Raw genomic sequence first — 18,641 nt, forward strand, 5'->3', positions numbered from 1 at the left:
GACGATCCGGTCGAGTTCTATATCGAACGCCTGAAGGAAGGGATCGCCACGTTGGCCAGCGCCTTCTGGCCGAAACGCGTCATTGTGCGACTCTCGGACTTCAAATCTAACGAATACGCCAATTTAGTCGGCGGCGAACGCTATGAGCCGGACGAAGAGAATCCCATGCTGGGATTCCGTGGCGCGGGCCGCTACGTGTCGCCTGACTTCCGTGACTGTTTTGCACTGGAGTGTGAAGCGGTCAAGCGCGTGCGCGATGTGATGGGACTGACCAACGTCGAGATCATGATCCCCTTCGTCCGTACCGTGGAACAGGCGGAAGCCGTGGTGGAGGAGCTGGCGGCTCAAGGGTTACGCCGAGGCGAAAAAGGATTGAAAATCATCATGATGTGCGAAATTCCGTCCAATGCCTTGCAAGCTGAAGCGTTCCTGCAGCACTTCGATGGATTCTCGATTGGTTCGAACGACATGACGCAGCTGACCTTGGGCTTGGATCGCGACTCCGGCGTGGTATCGGCGTTGTTCGATGAACGCAATGAGTCGGTAAAAATACTGCTGGCGATGGCGATCAAAGCCGCCAAAGCGCAGGGAAAATACGTCGGCATTTGTGGGCAGGGACCGTCAGATCACGAAGATTTTGCCGCATGGTTGATGGATCAGGGGATTGATAGCCTGTCATTAAATCCGGATACCGTGGTGCAAACCTGGCTGAGTCTGGCGGAAATTCGCTAACGAGAGTCAAACTGATGTAGCTGTGTCGATATCGCTCCGGTATCGTCGCGATAAAAAAACGCCCGCAGGCAACGTGGTTGTCGCGGGCGTTTTTTATGGCCGGAACGGCGGTATTTTGCTTGATGACCACGCATTATTAGCGAGCAAAAAAAAAGCCCATCACAGGGGATGGGCAAAGACTACACACAGCAATTCGTTACTGGCTCTGACGAGGAGGAAACCTCCGGACAGATGTTACTTCAACACTAGCTTCGACATTCATAGTATGAACTCGGGCTGAATTCGTCATTAAGAATCATCCTAATGGTTAATTGTTTTTTAACGATTTTTTTTAGTTACACAGTTCAGTTGCTGATATTTCCTTATAGGGAAGGATTTACGAAATGCCAGTGAAGTGGGTTAAATCGGAGTTATCCTAAATAGGTTAGTTTCTCTTAATTATTACTTATTCACCGAGGCCGAAAATGCCTCGGTGAATTTCGTCAGACAGGAGGCGACGGTGGGTTATAACCGGGTGCTTTTAGGATCGACATGCACGTCGGACATTGACGGCGGTTCCGGGGTATCCTGCATCCAGGCGGAGAGCAAACGATAAGACACCGCCAACACGACCGGGCCAATGAAGAGCCCAATCATGCCGAACGCCAGCAGGCCGCCGATGACGCCGGACAGGATCAGCAGCAGCGGCAAATCGGCGCCCATCCGAATCAATATGGGTCTAATGACGTTATCCAGCGTGGCGACAACGCCGCTCCAAACCAGCAGCACGGTGCCCCACGTGGTGTCGCCCGTCCAGTACAGCCAAATGATGGCGGGGATCAGAACAGGCAACGGACCGAGCTGGGCGACGCAGCACAGGAACATCAGCACGGTAAGCAGCGTCGTGTAGGGGATGCCAGCGATAGTCAGGCCTATTCCGCCGAGCACGGATTGCACGATCGCCGTCACGACGACGCCCAGCGCCACGGCGCGGATGGCCTGCGCGGCCAGGATCACCGCCGCATCGCCGCGCTCTTGTCCTAACCGTATGGCCAGTCGACGTACGCCGTAGGCCACCTGATCGCCTTTGCTATACAGCAATACGCTGAACAGCACCATCAGGGCGCAATGCATCAGGAAGCGACCGACGTGTGCTGCCTGCGCCACCACCCAGGTCGCGGTTTTCCCGACATAAGGTTGAACCTTTGACATCAGGGCGCTGCCGCCGCTGTGGATCAGCGTCTGCCAGCTGCTATACAGTTTTTCACCGACCATCGGAACGGACTTCAGCCATTCCAGCGTAGGCGGCGCCATGTGCTCCTGAGAAGAAGCCCAGCCGATTAACGTCGAAGAGTTATCGATAACGCTGCTGACCAGAATAGACGTGGGGATGACAAAGAGCAGAACCAGGAGCAGCGTCATGGCGACGACCGCCAGCGAACGACGACCCCAGAGCAGTTTCTGCAGGCGTATCAACAGCGGCCAGGTGGCGATGACCACCATGCTCGCCCAGGCAAAGCCCAGAATAAAAGGCTGAATAACCCAAAAGCAGGCAATGATCATTATGGCAATGAACAAGAGCGTGAATAGCATTGTAGCAAGGTCGAAACGCGGTGACTGAGAGTGTTCCATCAACGAATATTACCTCTGTGAGCGAATGTCTTATCGACTGACGTTAGGCCTTGTCAGCGGGAACGATAATAGCGGTAAAAAAGCTAACATGCTGCATTTACTGTGGCTGGGGCGTTCAGTCATGATCGTACGGCCCGCGCCGAAGAGGAGGTGTTCCCCTTAAGTTTTTATCGTTACGGAGGCGCGCCCCGGCATGAAATGTGATAAAACAAAAATTGTGCGGCGCCGGGAAATGAAGCGCCATGCGTATAATTCTATCACTGTTTTTGCAAACACTATTCTACAGACAGGGTCAACCATAATGATCCCACAGATCACTCAGGCACCAGGCCTCGTTCAGCCGGTGCTCGACTTTTTGGAAGCATTAAAACAACACGGATTCACGGGCGATACCGCCACCCACTACGCAGACCGCCTGACTATGGCGACTGACAACAGCATTTACCAACTGTTGCCGGATGCCGTGGTTTTCCCCCGCTCTACCGCCGATGTCGCGTTGTTGGCGAGGCTGGCGGGCGAAACGGAATTCTCCTCTATCACCTTCACCCCGCGCGGCGGCGGCACCGGCACCAACGGACAGGCTCTGAACCGGGGTATCGTGGTGGATATGTCGCGCTACATGAACCGGATTCTTGAGATCAATCCCGAGCAGGGGTGGGTGCGCGTCGAAGCTGGCGTCATTAAAGATCAGCTCAATCAGTATCTCAAACCGTACGGCTATTTCTTTGCGCCGGAGCTGTCCACCAGCAACCGCGCGACGTTGGGCGGGATGATTAATACGGACGCCTCCGGGCAGGGTTCCCTGATGTATGGCAAAACGTCTGACCACGTTTTGGGCGTTAGGGCCGTGCTGTTAGGCGGGGAGATGTTGGACACGCAGGCCATGCCGGTCACCTTGGCCGAGCAACTGGCCGAGGAGCCGTCGCCGGTCGGGCGGATATACCACACCGTTCTTAACCGTTGCCGCGAACAGCGCTCGCTGATTGTCGACAAGTTTCCCAAGCTGAATCGATTCCTGACCGGATACGATCTCCGCCATGTGTTCAGCGATGATTTGCAGACCTTCGACCTCACGCGCATTTTGACCGGCTCGGAAGGCTCTCTGGCCTTCATTACCGAAGCCAAGCTGGATATTACGCGGCTGCCGAAAATCCGTCGGCTGGTGAACGTGAAGTACGACTCGTTCGACTCCGCGCTGCGCAACGCGCCTTTTATGGTGGAAGCGAAGGCCTTGTCCGTAGAAACGGTCGACTCCAAGGTACTGAATCTGGCGCGCGAGGACATTGTCTGGCATTCCGTCAGCGAACTGATCACCGATGTCCCCGGGCAGGAAATGCTGGGGCTGAATATCGTTGAGTTTGCCGGAGACGATGAAGCCCTGATCGATGAGCGCATTGGGTCGCTGTGTCAGCGGCTCGACGCTTTACTGGCGAAGCGTGAAGAGGGCGTCATCGGGTATCAGCTGTGTCACGATCTGGCGGGTATCGAGCGGATCTACGGCATGCGAAAAAAAGCAGTTGGTCTGCTGGGCAACAGCAAAGGGCAGGCCAAGCCGATCCCGTTCGCCGAGGATACCTGCGTGCCGCCCCAGCATCTGGCGGACTATATCGCCGAGTTCCGGGCGCTATTGGACAGCCATAAGCTGAGCTACGGCATGTTCGGCCATGTGGACGCGGGCGTGCTACATGTTCGTCCTGCGCTGGATATGTGCGATCCACAGCAAGAGATGTTGATGAAACAGCTCTCAGATCAGATTGTGGCGTTGACCGCCAAATACGGCGGGCTGCTCTGGGGAGAGCACGGCAAAGGCTTTCGCGCCGAGTACAGCCCGGCCTTTTTCGGCCCTGAACTGTATGAAGAACTGCGCCGTGTTAAAACCGCTTTCGACCCACACAACCGCCTCAATCCGGGAAAAATTTGCGCGCCGATGGATGTCGATACGCCGATGATGAAGGTCGATGCGGTCAAACGTGGCACCTATGATCGCCGCATTCCGCTGGCGGTGCGCACCTCTTTCCGCGGTGCGATGGAGTGTAACGGCAACGGTCTGTGCTTCAACTTCGATGCGCGCAGCCCGATGTGTCCGTCAATGAAGGTGACCGGTAATCGGATTCATTCGCCCAAAGGCCGCGCTTCGCTGGTGCGTGAGTGGCTACGGCTGTTGGCGGAGCAGGGCGTGGATCCGCTGGCGCTGGAAAACCGTTTGCCGGAGCAACGCATCAGCTTCCGTACGCTGGTGCAGAAGACGCGCAACAGCTGGCAGGCGCGTCAGGGTCACTATGATTTTTCGCACGAAGTGAAAGAGGCTATGTCCGGTTGTCTGGCCTGTAAGGCCTGCTCGACGCAGTGTCCGATCAAGATCGACGTGCCGAGCTTCCGTTCGCGTTTCTTGCAGCTGTATCACACGCGCTATCTGCGTCCGGCGCGCGACTATCTGGTCGCGGGCGTAGAGAGCTATGCGCCGCTGATGGCGAAAGCGCCGAAAACGTTTAACTTTTTCCTTAAACAGCCGTGGGTCGGCGACCTCAGCCGTAAATTGATCGGCATGGTCGATCTGCCGCTGCTGTCTTCCCCCTCATTGAGTCAACAGTTCGCGGGGCATCCGGCGATGACGACCACGCTGGAACAGTTGGAACAGCTTTCCCCGCAGGCGCGCGCCGACTATGTGCTGATTGTGCAGGACCCGTTCACCAGTTATTACGATGCCAAAGTGGTGGCGGATTTCGTCAAGCTGGTCGAAAAGCTGCATTTCAAACCGGTGCTGGTGCCGTTTTCGCCCAACGGTAAGGCGCAGCACATCAAAGGATTCCTGACCCGCTTTGCCCGCACGGCGCGTAAAACCTCGGACTTCCTTAACCGCGTGGCGGATCTCGGACTGCCGATGGTCGGCGTCGATCCGGCGTTGGTGCTGTGCTACCGCGACGAATATCGCGAAGCGCTGGGCGACCAACGCGGCGACTTCAAGGTACAGCTGGTGCATGAGTGGCTGGTGAACGCGTTGCCAGAAGGCACGGACCGAGATCAGGCAGGCGAGCCGTGGTACCTGTTCGGTCACTGTACGGAAGCCACCGCGCTGCCGACGAGCACCCAGCAGTGGAGCCGCATCTTCGCGCGCTTCGGCGCCAAATTGGAAAACGTCAGCGTCGGCTGCTGCGGGATGGCGGGAACCTATGGCCACGAAGCGCCTAACCTGGATAACTCCAAAAAGATTTATGCGCTCTCCTGGCAGCCAGCGTTGGAAAAACTGCCGCAACAGCGTTGTCTGACGACGGGATACTCCTGCCGCAGCCAGGTGAAACGGATTGAAGGGCAGCCCTTCAAGCACCCCTTACAGGCGTTGCTGGAGCTCGTGTGATGTTGTGGAAACGAGAGTGCGATCTGGAACAGCTCAATCAGCGGGCGGCCCACTGCATGGTGGGTCATCTCGGTATCCGGTTTACCCGCATTACCGATGATACGCTGGAAGGCGTGATGCCGGTTGATAAACGGACGCGACAACCCTTTGGCCGACTGCACGGCGGGGCGTCCGTGACGCTGGCGGAATCATTGGGGTCCGTCGCGGGCTATTTGTGTTCGCAGGACGACCAGCAGGTGGTGGGGGTGGAAATTAACGCCAATCACCTGCGGGGCGTCGGCGAAGGCGAGGTTCGTGGCGTCTGCCGGGCGTTGCATGTCGGTAAACGCCATCAGGTGTGGCAAATCGACATCTACGATCCCGATGATCGCCTGTGCTGCACGTCGCGCTTGACGACGGCGGTCATCACACCCGATGGGTGAGGCGCTGCGTTCGTCCTAGGGCATAAACGCGACGCGCTTCGCGAAGTCGGCCTGAAACGCAGTGACTTTTTGCCAGCAGCCTTGCTGGCTGAATTGATTGCAGATCAGCTGTAGCGTCTGTCGGCCGAAATGATAGCTCTGCAGTCGGCACAGATGACAGCGTTGCGGGTTGTTGATCTCTCGAATGAGCCGGTGATGCATTTTGATTAGCGTCAGCAGATAGCTGTCGTCATCGCCGTAACGCTGGCTCAGTTCCACCATCCTCATACCGGACAGGTAATAACCTCGAATATGGGTGATATTGCTGTCGGGATTATCCAGATTCACTTCTGCCATATACATTTCCATCGTGGCGTCACGCAGTGACGCACGGTAGTCATCGATATGGGATTGCAGCCAGGCATTGAAAGGAAACATGGGGTCAATCCTTTGTTAAATGATAATCGTTATCATATTTTCCCTCAAAGTGACATGCAATGGTTGAGAAGTAAATAGCAGCAAAAAGCTAAAAATAGGGGGAAAATAGTGGCTGATTCCTCCTGTTTATAAAATAGGTTTCAGCGATAGATGTTATACTAATGATAATAAAATGTTGAATAATCCATCGGCGCGACCACATTGACTTCAATTATTGTTGTTTTATTTCATATGGTTAGAATAAACGGCGCCCCGTAAATCGCCCCCGAACGTATTCGGGGAGGTTAAAAAAACCGAGATTTTACGTCGCGGTGCCGTATAGCCCTAGAAATCACGAGGTTGAAGCCCCCTCACTATTATCACTACCATTAGGGCAGATCCGCTAAAAGCGGAAAATTTGGAGAGACGAGGTAATTCCCATGCAATCGCAAAATGTAGAGACTTTTTCACTGGACGAAAATGTCTGGCAGGGACTCACGCTGACTGAAAGTGCAGCGGCCCATATTGTACGACTCATGCAACAGGATTCCGAAGTGCAGGGACTACGACTGAGCGTGAAACAGTCGGGATGCGCGGGCTTCGGCTACGTGTTGGATATGGTCAAACAGCCTGATGCTGACGAGCAAGTGTTTCAGCGCGACGGCGCCCGTCTTTACGTTCCTCTCAAGGCAATGCCTTTTATCGACGGCACTGAAGTGGACTACGTCCATGAAGGGTTGAATCAGGTGTTTAAATTTAACAACCCCAAAGCTCAACACGCCTGCGGGTGTGGTGAGAGCTTTGGGCTCTAAGCGGCGACACTATTATGGCGCGTAGTAACGTAGATGTATCCGATGATGTACAGATCTGGCTCGGCGACGGCCGCTATAAAGAGGGCTTCTTCACCGAACTGGCGACGGATGAGCTGGCCAGAGGGATTAATGAACAAGTGGTGCGGGCGATTTCCGCCAAGCGTAACGAACCCGAATGGATGCTTGAGTTCCGTCTCAACGCTTTCCGCGCGTGGCTGGAAATGGAAGAACCGCACTGGCTGAAGGCGCATTACGACAAGCTTGATTATCAGGACTACAGCTATTATTCCGCGCCATCCTGCGGGCAGTGCGACGACACCTGCGGATCGCAGCCCGGCGCGGTGCAGCAGTCCGGTGAAGACGGCGCCAGCACGTTGCATGAACAGAACTACCTGACGACCGAAGTCGAAAAGGCGTTTGATCAGCTCGGCGTGCCGGTGCGCGAAGGCAAAAAAGTGGCCGTCGATGCTATCTTCGATTCTGTCTCCGTCGCCACCACCTATCGTCATGAGCTGGCGAAACACGGCGTGATTTTCTGCTCATTCAGCGAAGCGATTCAGGAACACCCGGATCTGGTGCGTAAATATCTGGGCACCGTCGTGCCGTCCAACGACAACTTCTTTGCCGCGTTGAACGCCGCTGTGGCTTCCGACGGCACGTTCGTCTACATCCCGAAAGGGGTGCGCTGTCCGATGGAGCTGTCAACCTACTTCCGTATCAACGCGGCGAAAACCGGTCAGTTTGAACGTACGATCCTGATCGCGGACGACGATAGCTACGTCAGTTACATCGAAGGGTGTTCCGCTCCGGTGCGTGACAGCTATCAGCTGCATGCCGCTGTCGTAGAGGTGATCATCAACAATCGTGCGGAAGTGAAGTATTCCACCGTGCAGAACTGGTTCGCGGGTAAAGACAGCGAAGGCGGGATTTTGAACTTTGTGACCAAGCGCGCGCTGTGTGCCGGGGAAAGTTCAAAAATGTCCTGGACGCAGTCTGAGACCGGCTCCGCCATCACCTGGAAATACCCGAGCGTGGTGTTGCGTGGTGACAACTCGGTCGGTGAGTTCTTCTCTGTGGCGCTGACCAGCGGTCATCAGCAGGCCGACACCGGCACCAAGATGATCCACATCGGGAAAAACACCCGCTCCACCATTATCTCGAAAGGGATTTCGGCGGGCAGCAGCGAGAACACCTATCGCGGACTGGTGAAGATCATGCCGACCGCGACCAATGCTCGTAACTTTACCCAGTGCGACTCGATGCTGATCGGTAGCGAATGCGGCGCGCACACGTTCCCGTACGTTGAAGTGAAAAATAATACGGCACAGCTGGAGCATGAGGCGACCACGTCTCGAATTGGTGAAGACCAGCTGTTCTACTGTTTGCAACGTGGTATCAGCGAAGATGATGCTATTTCAATGATTGTTAACGGTTTCTGTAAAGATGTCTTCTCCGAACTGCCGCTGGAGTTTGCGGTGGAAGCCCAGAAGCTGCTGGCCATCAGCCTTGAGCATAGCGTGGGCTAACCGCTGTAAAAGTGACAATGTCACCTATTTAACACACGCACTCCGGTGCCTATAAGACGAGCGCCTGCGGCAAAGGCGTCTGAAGGATAAAGTATGTTGAATATTGAAAATTTAAGAGTCAGTGTCGAAGAAAAAGAAATTATCAAAGGGCTGAATCTTCAAATCAAACCTGGCGAAGTCCATGCCATCATGGGGCCGAACGGCTCCGGTAAAAGCACGCTGTCCGCGACGTTGGCCGGACGCGAAGACTACGAAGTGACGTCCGGTTCTGTCACGTTCAAAGGCAAAGATTTGCTGGAGCTGGCGCCGGAAGATCGTGCAGGCGAAGGCATTTTCATGGCGTTCCAGTACCCGGTCGAAATCCCGGGCGTCAGCAACCAATTCTTTTTACAGACCGCAGTTAATGCCGTTCGCCAGTATCGTCAGCAGGAACCGCTGGATCGCTTTGACTTCGAAGACTTCATCGAAGAAAAGATCAAACTGCTGAATATGCCAGCCGACCTGCTGACCCGTTCGGTCAACGTGGGTTTCTCCGGCGGCGAGAAAAAACGTAACGATATCCTGCAGATGGCCGCGCTGGAACCCGACCTGTGCATCCTGGATGAAACCGACTCCGGTCTGGATATCGATGCGCTGAAAATCGTGTCCAACGGCGTCAACACGCTGCGTAACGAAAAGCGTTCGTTCATCATCGTCACCCACTACCAGCGTATTCTGGACTACATCAAGCCGGACTTTGTTCACGTGCTGTATCAGGGCCGAATTGTGAAATCCGGCGACTTCACTTTGGTTAAACAGTTGGAGGAGCAGGGCTATGGCTGGCTTACCGACCAACAGTAATACGAAAGAGACGCAGGCGCTGCAGCAGTGGCAGCGGTTGTTCGACAGCGTCGATGCTCGCTCCGAAGAGGCGGGTAAACACTGGCAGCAGGTGCTGCAGCTGGGCGTACCGAATCGTCGTCAGGAGCACTGGAAATATACGCCGCTGGACGGCCTGCTCGGTCACGAGTTCACCGAACCCGCAGCGCGAACGGTCGATGTGGCACAGCGCGATGCGTTGTCACTACCGCTCGATGCCTGGCGGTTGGTGTTCGTCGACGGCCGCCTGAGTCCCGAACTCAGCGACGCCGACTGGGGGCCTTATCAGGTGGAAGTGGCGGCGTCCTCTGCGTCACTGCCGCTGGCCGCGCCTATCCAGCCGGATGTCTTCTTGCACCTGACGGAAAGTCTGGCCGCCGAGCGGATGCAGATCCGCCTCGCCGCTGGCGTACAGGCTGAAAAGCCGTTGTATTTGCTGCATATCAGCTCTGGCGACGGCGCGATGTTGAACACGGTTCATCATCGCCACGATCTGCAGGTTGGCGCCAACGCCGCCGCCACGGTGATCGAACACTATGTCAGTCTGGATGAGGCCGCGCATTTCAGCGGTGCTCGTTTGACTGTGGACGCGGGTGAAAACAGCGACGTCACGCACTATAAGCTGGCGTTTGAAGCGGCCGCAGGCTACCACTTTGCGCACAATGATGTGCGGATGGCGCGCTCGGCGCGTGTCTCCAGCCACAGCTTCTTGCTGGGGGCGGGGCTGACCCGTCATCAGACCAGCGCGCAGATGAACGGCGAAGGGGCTAACCTGACCATCAATAGCCTGATCTTGCCGCGCGGCAGCGAAGTGTGCGACACGCGGACCTATCTGGAACACAATCAGGGCCACGGCGAAAGCCGTCAGCTGCATAAAACGATCGTGCGCGATCGCGCGAAGGCCGTGTTCAATGGCATGATCAAGGTTGCCCCGCATGCGCTGAAAACCGACGGTAAGATGACCAACAATAACCTGTTGCTGGGGCGTCTGTCGGAAGTGGACACCAAGCCGCAGCTGGAAATCTATGCTGACGATGTCAAATGTAGCCACGGCGCAACGGTTGGCCGTATCGACGACGAACAGCTGTTTTACCTGCGCGCTCGCGGCATCAGCGGCGAAGACGCGCAGCAAATGATTATCTTCGCTTTTGCCGCCGAACTGACGGAAGCGATCTCTGACGACGCCCTGCGCGACGTCGTGATCAAACGCATAGCGGAACGCCTGATTGGCGCCGCGGGAGGTCAGCAATGAGTGATTACCCGATAGAACGCGTCCGGGCGGATTTCCCCATCCTGAAACAGGAAGTCAACGGCCAGTCGCTGGTCTATCTGGACAGCGCGGCCAGTTCGCAAAAGCCGCAGGCGGTCATTGACCGTGAGCTGAATTTTTATCAGAACGAGTATGCCGCGGTACACCGCGGCATTCACACGTTAAGCGCTCAGGCGACGACCGCGATGGAAGACGTCCGTACGCTGACGGCATCATTCCTCAACGCCGAGTCTGCGGAAGAGATCGTCTTCGTCCGCGGGACGACGGAAGCCATCAATCTGGTCGCCAACAGCTACGGGCGGACCTTCATGCAGCCCGGCGACAACGTGGTGATCACCGGCATGGAACACCATGCCAACATCGTTCCGTGGCAGATGCTGGCGCAAACTCACGGTATCGAAATTCGCGTTCTGCCGCTGACGGCCGACGGCGAGCTCGATGTCGTCTTGCTGCCGACGTTGTTGGATGAACGTACGCGACTAGTCTCGGTTGCGCACATTTCGAACGTGCTGGGAACCGTCAACCCGGTGCAGGATATCGTTCGTCTGGCGCACAGCGTCGGCGCGAAGGTGCTGCTGGACGGGGCGCAGGCCATCATGCATGAGCCTGTCGATGTGCAGGCGTTGAACTGTGACTTTTACGCGTTCTCCGGCCATAAAATCTATGGACCTTCGGGGATCGGCGTATTGTATGCCAAGCATGCGTTGCTACAGGCTATGCCGCCGTGGGAAGGCGGAGGCTCGATGATCCGCGAGGTCAGTCTTACCAAAGGTACGACCTACGCCGATGCGCCCTGGCGTTTCGAAGCTGGCTCTCCCAATACCGCCGGTATTATGGGGTTGGGTGCCGCGTTGGATTACGTCTCGGCGATTGGGCGCGAAGCGATCCACCGCTACGAAACCGACCTGATGCAATATGCGGTGTCCGCGCTCAAGACGGTGCCGACGATCGTCATGTACGGTCCGGAACAGCGCCAGGGCGTGATTGCCTTCAACCTCGGTCAGCATCACGCCTACGATGTGGGGAGTTTCCTGGATCAGTACGGCATCGCCATTCGTACCGGCCACCACTGCGCCATGCCGTTAATGGAACACTACGGTGTTTCCAGCATGTGCCGTGCATCTCTGGCCGTTTACACGCAGCGTGAAGATATCGACCGGCTGGTCGCCGGGCTACAACGTATTCATGGTTTATTAGGCGGTTAAGTTAACCGCGGAGGATATTATGGCAAGTCTGCCGGAGCCGCAGAAACTGGTACGCAATTTCTCTCGCTGTCACAACTGGGAAGAAAAGTATCTTTACATCATGGAGCTGGGAGCCCGTCTGGAGCCGCTGAGCGACGATCTGCGACAGGAGGACAACCGTGTTAATGGCTGTCAGAGTCAGGTCTGGATCGTGGTGACGCTGGATGAACAGGGACGCGTTGTGTTGCAGGGCGACAGCGACGCGGCGATTGTCAAAGGCCTTATCGCCGTCGTTTTCAGCCTGTATCAGCAGATGACGCCGCAAGACATCGTTGCGCTGGATGTTCGACCGTTTTTCCAGGAACTGGCGTTGACCCAGCACCTGACCCCTTCGCGTTCGCAAGGGCTGGAAGCGATGCTGCGCGCGATCCGCAGCCGGGCTGCCGAGCTGGCCTGATCGCTTTCTTCCGGGCGGCGTTGGCACTGCGCTGACGCCGTTCTCTCCTGACTCCCTGCATGCTTTCAGAGTTCGCCCGTGGATCTGCGGGAGATCTGCTCTTATTCTTAATATTCGCTTTGCAACAAACTGAATGTTAAACAATTCAATTCAAAATAGTCCGACAAGCGATCTATGGGGCTGTACGGGCATTTTCGCTACAACCTCATGGGTCACAATATTCAAGCCGCAAGAATAGGGAACTGATGATGAAACGCGCGTTGACGTTAATGGGGCTGCTTCTGGCGTCGTATATCGGCGGCATGCCAGCGGGGCAAGCGACGGAATATCCGCTGCCGCCGCCGGATAGCCGTCTAATCGGTGAAAACACGACCTATGTGGTTCCACACGATGGTCGTTCTCTGGAGGCGATTGCCTCTGATTACAAGATAGGTCTGTTAGGGATGTTGGAAGCGAATCCCGGTACCGATCCTTATCTCCCCAAGCCTGACACCACGCTCACCATCCCCACCCAAATCCTGCTGCCGGATACCCCGCGCGAGGGCATCGTCATCAACCTGGCTGAGTTGCGGATGTTCTATTATCCCAAAGGTCAAAATACGGTGATCGTTTATCCTATTGGTATCGGTCAACTGGGGCGAAACACGCCGGTCATGACCACGACCATTATCTCCAAACACCCGAATCCGACCTGGACGCCGACGCCGAATATCCGCAAGCACTATAAAGAGCAGGGCATCGACCTGCCTGCCGTCGTTCCTGCGGGACCGGATAACCCGATGGGGCTGTTTGCGATGCGTATGGCGAAGAGCGGCGGTGTTTACCTGATTCACGGCACCAATGCGAATTTTGGCATCGGCATGCGTGTCAGCTCCGGCTGTATTCGTTTGCGGGCGGATGATATTGAAGCCCTATTCAATGCGGTAGAGCCGGGAACGCGGGTACAGGTGGTCAACGAACCGATAAAAGTCGCCGTAGAACCTGATGGAAAACGCTATATCGAAGTTCACCAGCCGTTGTCTCGTACTGATAAAGATGACCCGCAGACGATGCCCATTGCGCTTAGCAAGAAAGTGAAAGGCTTCATCAATAATGAAGAGACAAACAAAGCGGTTGTCGATAGCGCCATTGTGCGTCGTTCTGGCATGCCCGTGTTGGTGAATACAGGTCAACCGATTCCGGCTCAGCAGACAGCCGAAGAAGCCGCCGCGCCAGTGACGAGTGTAAACGCTTCAGCGTCACAGCAGCCGTAACAGCATCGGCAGGCATTGTTGGCTAACAGAAAGTGACGTCGTCGGAACAGGCAGAATATCTCAGGACGTAGGGGTTCTGGCGGCGTTAAGCAGAGCAGGGTGTGCCGAGAAATAAGCGGCAGCGAGGTTTATTTCAGACAAAAAAATGGCGCACAATGTGCGCCATTTTTCATTTCACAGATTCGATTACTTTTTGTAAGTGCGAACCTGGTTATCCAGACGCTGGTTAGCACGAGCTGCGTCATCTTTAGCAGCCTGTACGTCAGAGCGGATTGCGGTTACATCGTTGGACAGCTGATCAACTTTGCTGTTCAGAGTCTGAACGTCAGAAGACAGTTGATCGATTTTAGCATTGCTAGAACAGCCAGCCAGCAGAGTAGAACCCAGAATTACCGCGCCCAGTACCAGTTTAGTACGATTCATTATTAATACCCTCTAATTGAGTTAATCTCCATGTAGCGATACAAGTATTACACAAACTTTTTTCTAATGAGAATAAATTTTTGATGAGAACACGCTTAATTTGGATTGTTCGCTCAAAGAAGCAGCGCCTTTTATTTTGGAGACAAAAAAAGTAAGGAAAACAGGCGAGTTTTATCAGATTACTCTGAATAAGTGTTAACTGATATGTCTTTTTAGCATAACTGACTGGAAGGACCTCTGCCTGAATCGCAGAGAAAAGTAAAATAAAGTCCCCCATAAAAAAAGCGCCCCGAGGGGCGCTTTGATCTTTATCGAATGACTTTTCGCCGTGGCGTATTACAGACGATGTACGGAAGCAGTGTTGGTGGTGCCGCTCGGTACCAGAGCGCCAGAAACCATAACCACTACGTCGCCAGCTTTGGCAAAACCGCTTTCCAGCGCGGCGTCTTTACCAATGCGGTAGAAGTCGTCGGTAGAAGCGATTTCTTTCACTACCAGCGTTTCTACGCCTTTGGTCAGAATCAGCTGACGAGCGGTCACTTCATTGGTGGTCAGCGCCAGAATGCGTGCATCCGGGAAGTATTTACGGATGGACTTGGCGGATTTACCACCGCTGGTGGCTACAACGATCAGCGGAGCTTCCAGTTTTTCTGCAGTTTCAACCGCACCGCGGCAGACGGCTTCAGTGATGCGCAGGCGACCTGTGTTGGCAGCGCGTTCCAGACGCGGTTTCATCACTTTGTCAGTACGTTCGCAGATGGTGGCCATGATGCTAACGGCTTCCAGCGGGTATTTACCCTTGGCGCTTTCGCCAGACAGCATAACGGCGTCGGTGCCGTCGATGATGGCGTTGGCAACGTCACCGGCTTCCGCACGGGTCGGACGCGGGTTTTTGATCATGGAATCCAGCATCTGAGTCGCGGTGATAACGACTTTACGCGCCTGGTTACATTTTTCGATCATCATTTTCTGAGCGAAGATCACTTCTTCAACCGGGATTTCTACGCCCAGGTCGCCACGAGCAACCATGATGCCGTCGGACGCTTCCAGGATTTCGTCGAAGTTGTTCAGACCTTCCTGGTTTTCGATTTTGGAGATGATCTGAATGTGTTCGCCGCCGTGCTGTTTCAGGTGAGCGCGGATGTCTTCAACGTCAGAACGTTTACGGATAAAGGAAGCGGCAACGAAATCCACACCCTGTTCGCAACCGAAGATCAGGTCGCGTTTGTCTTTTTCTGCCAGAGCCGGCAGCTGGATGGAAACGCCCGGCAGGTTAACGCCTTTGTTTTCGCCCAGGTCGCCGTTGTTCAGTACTTTACACACGACTTCAGCACCGTTGATGGCAGTCACTTCCATACCGATCAGACCATCGTCTACCAGTACCGTGTTACCGACGCTCAGGTCTTCCGGGAATCCAGCATAGGTAACTGCTACGCGATCTTTGTTACCGATGACGCTCTGGTCGGTCGTGAAGGTGAAGGACTGGCCGGCAGACAGAGAAACGTCAGCGCCGTTTTCCAGCTTCATGGTACGGATTTCTGGGCCTTTGGTGTCCAGCAGGATAGCGGCTTTCTGCCCGGTTTTCTGCATGATAGCGCGCAGGTTCGTGATGCGTTGACCGTGTTCGGCGTAGTCACCGTGAGAAAAGTTCAGGCGCATAACGTTCATGCCTGCGTTCAACAGCTTGGCCAGCATTTCCTCGGACTCAGTTTTAGGGCCGATAGTACAAACGATTTTGGTCTTTTTCATAACGGTTAATTTCTACAAGTTGTGATGGATAAAAATGGGAACCGGTGGTTATGGATGCTAACCCCCGATAGGGATTGGCTGAAAAAAGGGACAGAACGCGTTGAGTGCAGATAGTGACAGCAACCGAAATTTTGAAGGCACTCATGGTCAGATATCATCCTAAAAGAGTGGATGAAACGAGGTAATACCGTTTTAAAACTTGTTATTAATCTTGGCACGGTAGTTTGCTGAAACCATTCAATAAGACAACGCCCGTATTATAGTTGCTGAGTGATGAGAAACAAGCGGTGAGGCAGTATGATAACCTATATTTTAGTGCGTTTACGCAAAAAAATAGGCGATTTTTCATTTTTGCGCGATGGCGTTGCGCAATCTCTCTGCAGTCATTTTGTCTGGCAGATAAAAATAATGCAATGTAATGATTCCACGCCATTTTTCGCTATGCCTCACGACCTTAAAGAAAACAATGTGTAATTTTTGAACCTTTGTGTCGATCTCCGTCACGTTTCTTTGCCATGCGTATTGAGAGAGTCTGAGGGGAGGTTGATGATGGGCACCAGGGTTGTTACTGCTCACGGCAGGCAAGACCAGATGTTCGCGGTTAAAAGAGCGGATGTCTGGTCTTTTTGTTTCCAGGGTTCGTAAAAATGAAAATAGCCAAAATACTCAATAATAATGTCGTGACCGTCTTGGATGAACACCATAACGAACAGGTTGTGATGGGGCGAGGGCTAGGTTTCAAAAAGCAGATTGGCGATCGCCTTGATGACGCGCTGATTGAAAAAGTCTTCGAACTGCGCAGCAGCGAACTCACTTCGCGCCTGAGCGAAATTTTGCAGGGGATACCGCTGGAGGTGTTTACGACCGCGGACAAAATCATCGCGTTAGCGCGGGAGCAGCTCCCGGGCAAGTTGCAAAACAGCATCTATGTCTCGTTGACCGATCACTGTCATTTCGCCATTGAACGCCATCGGCAGGGCGTCGATATTCGCAACGTTTTGCTCTGGGAAATCAAACGGCTGTATCAGAAAGAGTTTGCGGTAGGGCTGGAGGCGCTGGAGATCATTCACCGCCGACTCGGCGTCCGTTTGCCCGAGGACGAAGCGGGGTTTATCGCGCTGCATCTGGTCAATGCGCAGCTCGACAGCCAAATGCCGGAGGTGATCCACATCACCAAGGTCATGCAGGAGATACTGAATATCGTTAAATATCACCTGGATGTGGACTACAACGAGCAGGCGCTCAGCTATCACCGGTTTGTTACGCATCTCAAATTTTTTGCGCAACGACTCGTCGGGCATGACTCGGTCTCCAATGATGACGAATCCTTGCACGACGTGGTGAAGGAGAAGTATGCCCAGTCCTATGCCTGCGCAGAGAAAATCCAGACGCACATTCATCGGCAATACGATTACTTTCTGACGAAAGAGGAGCTGATGTTCCTGACCATTCATATCGAAAGAGTGCGTGCGGATATTTCCGGACAAGAGCCGGAGGCGTGATAAATTAAAAGAGTGTTGTGCGTCACAAATTAATTGTCAGCTAATTAAAGTCGCTTGCCGCGATGATGAAAACGCCGCAAGCTGATACTCAAAATCTGGATTGTTACTGCATTTGCCATTAGGCAGTGCAGGCGAAACCTGAATCGCTTCCTGAGCCGTCATGAGACCGCCGGGGAAGTGATTCAGGTTTTTTTTCGTCTTAAAAACAGCCTCGCCAGTAATGTCGGATGTTATCTGGCTGTGACCTCGTACTAAGGAATGTCCTATGGAATATAAGATGTTAGCCAGTGAGATCATTGAGGGTGTAGGCGGCCGGGACAACATCAACAGTGTCCTGCATTGCGCCACTCGCCTGCGTTTCAAACTCAAGGACAGCGCTAAAGCCGATGCCGCCACGCTGAAAAACAATCCCGGCGTGATTATGGTGGTGGAAAGCGGCGGTCAGTTTCAGGTCGTGATCGGGAATCACGTCAGCGACGTTTATCGTGACGTCGTGGCTGCGGCGGGGATGGAAAACAGCGACAACGCCGACTCGCCGCAGGAGAACCCATCAGACAGTCTGTTTTCCCGTTTCATTGACATCATCGCGGGCATCTTCACGCCGTTCATCGGTGTCATGGCGGCGTCAGGAATACTCAAAGGTCTGTTGGCCTTATGTCAGGCGCTGGGGTGGTTGAACGAAAGTCACGGCACGTATCAAATCTTGTTTGCGGCCAGCGATGCGCTGTTTTATTTCTTCCCGGTGATTCTGGGTTATACCGCGGGTAAAAAATTTGGCGGCAATCCGTTCACGACGATGGTCATCGGCGGAACGCTGGTGCATCCCTTGATGATCACCGCTTTCAACGCGATGCAGTCGGCTGATTATCAGCCAATGACCTTTCTGGGCATCCCCATTACGTTTTTGAATTACAGCTCCTCGGTCATCCCGATCATTTTCGCCAGTTGGGTATCGTCCAGACTGGAGAAAAAATTCAGCGCGCTGCTGCATGCCAACGTCCGTAACTTCCTGACGCCGCTGCTGTGTGTCTGCATTACGGTGCCGCTGACTTTTCTGGTGATCGGTCCCTGCGCGACCTGGCTTAGCGAAC

At 54.4% G+C, this 18,641-nt stretch carries 17 protein-coding genes; 13 read left to right on the forward strand and 4 right to left on the reverse strand.

Annotated elements, in window-relative coordinates; translation table 11 throughout:
* The coding region (locus tag Q7O77_RS04505) for a putative PEP-binding protein (protein ID WP_304163805.1) at window positions 1-732 on the forward strand (732 nt) is incomplete at its 5' end.
* A gap of 504 nt (window positions 733-1,236) precedes the next feature.
* On the opposite strand, the gene ydiK is transcribed toward Q7O77_RS04505, so the two are convergent.
* Window positions 1,237-2,346 carry an AI-2E family transporter YdiK gene (gene ydiK, locus Q7O77_RS04510; RefSeq protein ID WP_304163806.1) on the reverse strand — a complete coding sequence of 370 codons (1,110 nt, stop codon included), beginning with the start codon at window positions 2,344-2,346 and terminating at the stop codon, window positions 1,237-1,239.
* Between the two features lie 298 nt (window positions 2,347-2,644).
* Here ydiK and Q7O77_RS04515 point away from each other — a divergent pair, with 298 nt between their 5' ends.
* Window positions 2,645-5,698, forward strand: coding sequence for an FAD-binding and (Fe-S)-binding domain-containing protein (locus Q7O77_RS04515; RefSeq protein WP_304163807.1), 3,054 nt, complete (start codon window positions 2,645-2,647; stop codon window positions 5,696-5,698).
* Window positions 5,698-6,120, forward strand: coding sequence for a hotdog fold thioesterase (locus Q7O77_RS04520; RefSeq protein ID WP_304163808.1), 423 nt, complete (start codon window positions 5,698-5,700; stop codon window positions 6,118-6,120). The genes Q7O77_RS04515 and Q7O77_RS04520 overlap by 1 nt, the downstream gene beginning before the upstream one ends.
* Before the next feature lie 15 nt (window positions 6,121-6,135).
* On the opposite strand, the gene Q7O77_RS04525 is transcribed toward Q7O77_RS04520, so the two are convergent.
* On the reverse strand, window positions 6,136-6,537 hold the full coding sequence (locus Q7O77_RS04525; protein WP_304163809.1) for a hypothetical protein: 402 nt from the start codon (window positions 6,535-6,537) through the stop codon (window positions 6,136-6,138).
* Window positions 6,538-6,956: 419 nt separating this feature from the next.
* On the opposite strand from Q7O77_RS04525, the gene sufA reads away from it, so the two are divergent.
* The 7 genes from sufA (at window position 6,957) to Q7O77_RS04560 (ending at window position 13,876) form a co-directional block, all read left to right on the forward strand.
* The gene (sufA, locus tag Q7O77_RS04530) at window positions 6,957-7,328 is read left to right on the forward strand and encodes a Fe-S cluster assembly scaffold SufA (RefSeq protein WP_304163810.1); all 372 of its coding nucleotides are present in this window, start codon (window positions 6,957-6,959) and stop codon (window positions 7,326-7,328) included.
* Between the two features lie 14 nt (window positions 7,329-7,342).
* Window positions 7,343-8,854, forward strand: coding sequence for a Fe-S cluster assembly protein SufB (sufB, locus tag Q7O77_RS04535; protein ID WP_085650833.1), 1,512 nt, complete (start codon window positions 7,343-7,345; stop codon window positions 8,852-8,854).
* Between the two features lie 93 nt (window positions 8,855-8,947).
* Window positions 8,948-9,694, forward strand: coding sequence for a Fe-S cluster assembly ATPase SufC (sufC, locus tag Q7O77_RS04540; protein ID WP_304163811.1), 747 nt, complete (start codon window positions 8,948-8,950; stop codon window positions 9,692-9,694).
* Entirely contained in the window at window positions 9,669-10,964 is a 1,296-nt protein-coding gene (gene sufD, locus Q7O77_RS04545) for a Fe-S cluster assembly protein SufD (protein ID WP_304163812.1), read from the forward strand. Before sufC ends, sufD begins: the two co-directional genes overlap by 26 nt.
* A complete protein-coding gene (gene sufS / locus Q7O77_RS04550) occupies window positions 10,961-12,187 on the forward strand; it encodes a cysteine desulfurase SufS (protein ID WP_304163813.1) in 1,227 nt (408 codons plus the stop codon). Before sufD ends, sufS begins: the two co-directional genes overlap by 4 nt.
* 19 nt (window positions 12,188-12,206) lie before the next feature.
* Window positions 12,207-12,623 carry a cysteine desulfuration protein SufE gene (sufE, locus tag Q7O77_RS04555; protein ID WP_304163814.1) on the forward strand — a complete coding sequence of 139 codons (417 nt, stop codon included), beginning with the start codon at window positions 12,207-12,209 and terminating at the stop codon, window positions 12,621-12,623.
* Between the two features lie 248 nt (window positions 12,624-12,871).
* Complete coding sequence (locus Q7O77_RS04560) at window positions 12,872-13,876, forward strand: L,D-transpeptidase family protein (RefSeq protein ID WP_304163815.1); 1,005 nt, start codon at window positions 12,872-12,874, stop codon at window positions 13,874-13,876.
* 186 nt (window positions 13,877-14,062) lie between these two features.
* Here the strand turns inward: Q7O77_RS04560 and Q7O77_RS04565 are convergent, their stop codons facing one another.
* Both Q7O77_RS04565 and pykF read right to left on the reverse strand, forming a co-directional pair.
* Window positions 14,063-14,299, reverse strand: coding sequence for a major outer membrane lipoprotein (locus Q7O77_RS04565; RefSeq protein WP_026740320.1), 237 nt, complete (start codon window positions 14,297-14,299; stop codon window positions 14,063-14,065).
* A 336-nt stretch (window positions 14,300-14,635) separates the two neighbouring features.
* The gene (gene pykF, locus Q7O77_RS04570) at window positions 14,636-16,048 is read right to left on the reverse strand and encodes a pyruvate kinase PykF (protein WP_304163816.1); all 1,413 of its coding nucleotides are present in this window, start codon (window positions 16,046-16,048) and stop codon (window positions 14,636-14,638) included.
* 297 nt (window positions 16,049-16,345) lie between these two features.
* On the opposite strand from pykF, the gene Q7O77_RS04575 reads away from it, so the two are divergent.
* The 3 genes from Q7O77_RS04575 to Q7O77_RS04585 form a co-directional block, all read left to right on the forward strand.
* A complete protein-coding gene (locus Q7O77_RS04575) occupies window positions 16,346-16,522 on the forward strand; it encodes a hypothetical protein (protein ID WP_304163817.1) in 177 nt (58 codons plus the stop codon).
* Window positions 16,523-16,695: 173 nt separating this feature from the next.
* Window positions 16,696-17,550 (forward strand): BglG family transcription antiterminator LicT, encoded by an 855-nt coding sequence (licT, locus tag Q7O77_RS04580; RefSeq protein ID WP_304163818.1) that lies wholly within the window; start codon window positions 16,696-16,698, stop codon window positions 17,548-17,550.
* A 265-nt stretch (window positions 17,551-17,815) separates the two neighbouring features.
* Window positions 17,816-18,641 (forward strand): PTS transporter subunit EIIC (locus Q7O77_RS04585; protein ID WP_304163819.1); only part of this gene is annotated, 826 nt, incomplete at its 3' end.

Source organism: Lonsdalea britannica (assembly GCF_946477055.1).
Lineage (GTDB): Bacteria > Pseudomonadota > Gammaproteobacteria > Enterobacterales > Enterobacteriaceae > Lonsdalea > Lonsdalea britannica_A.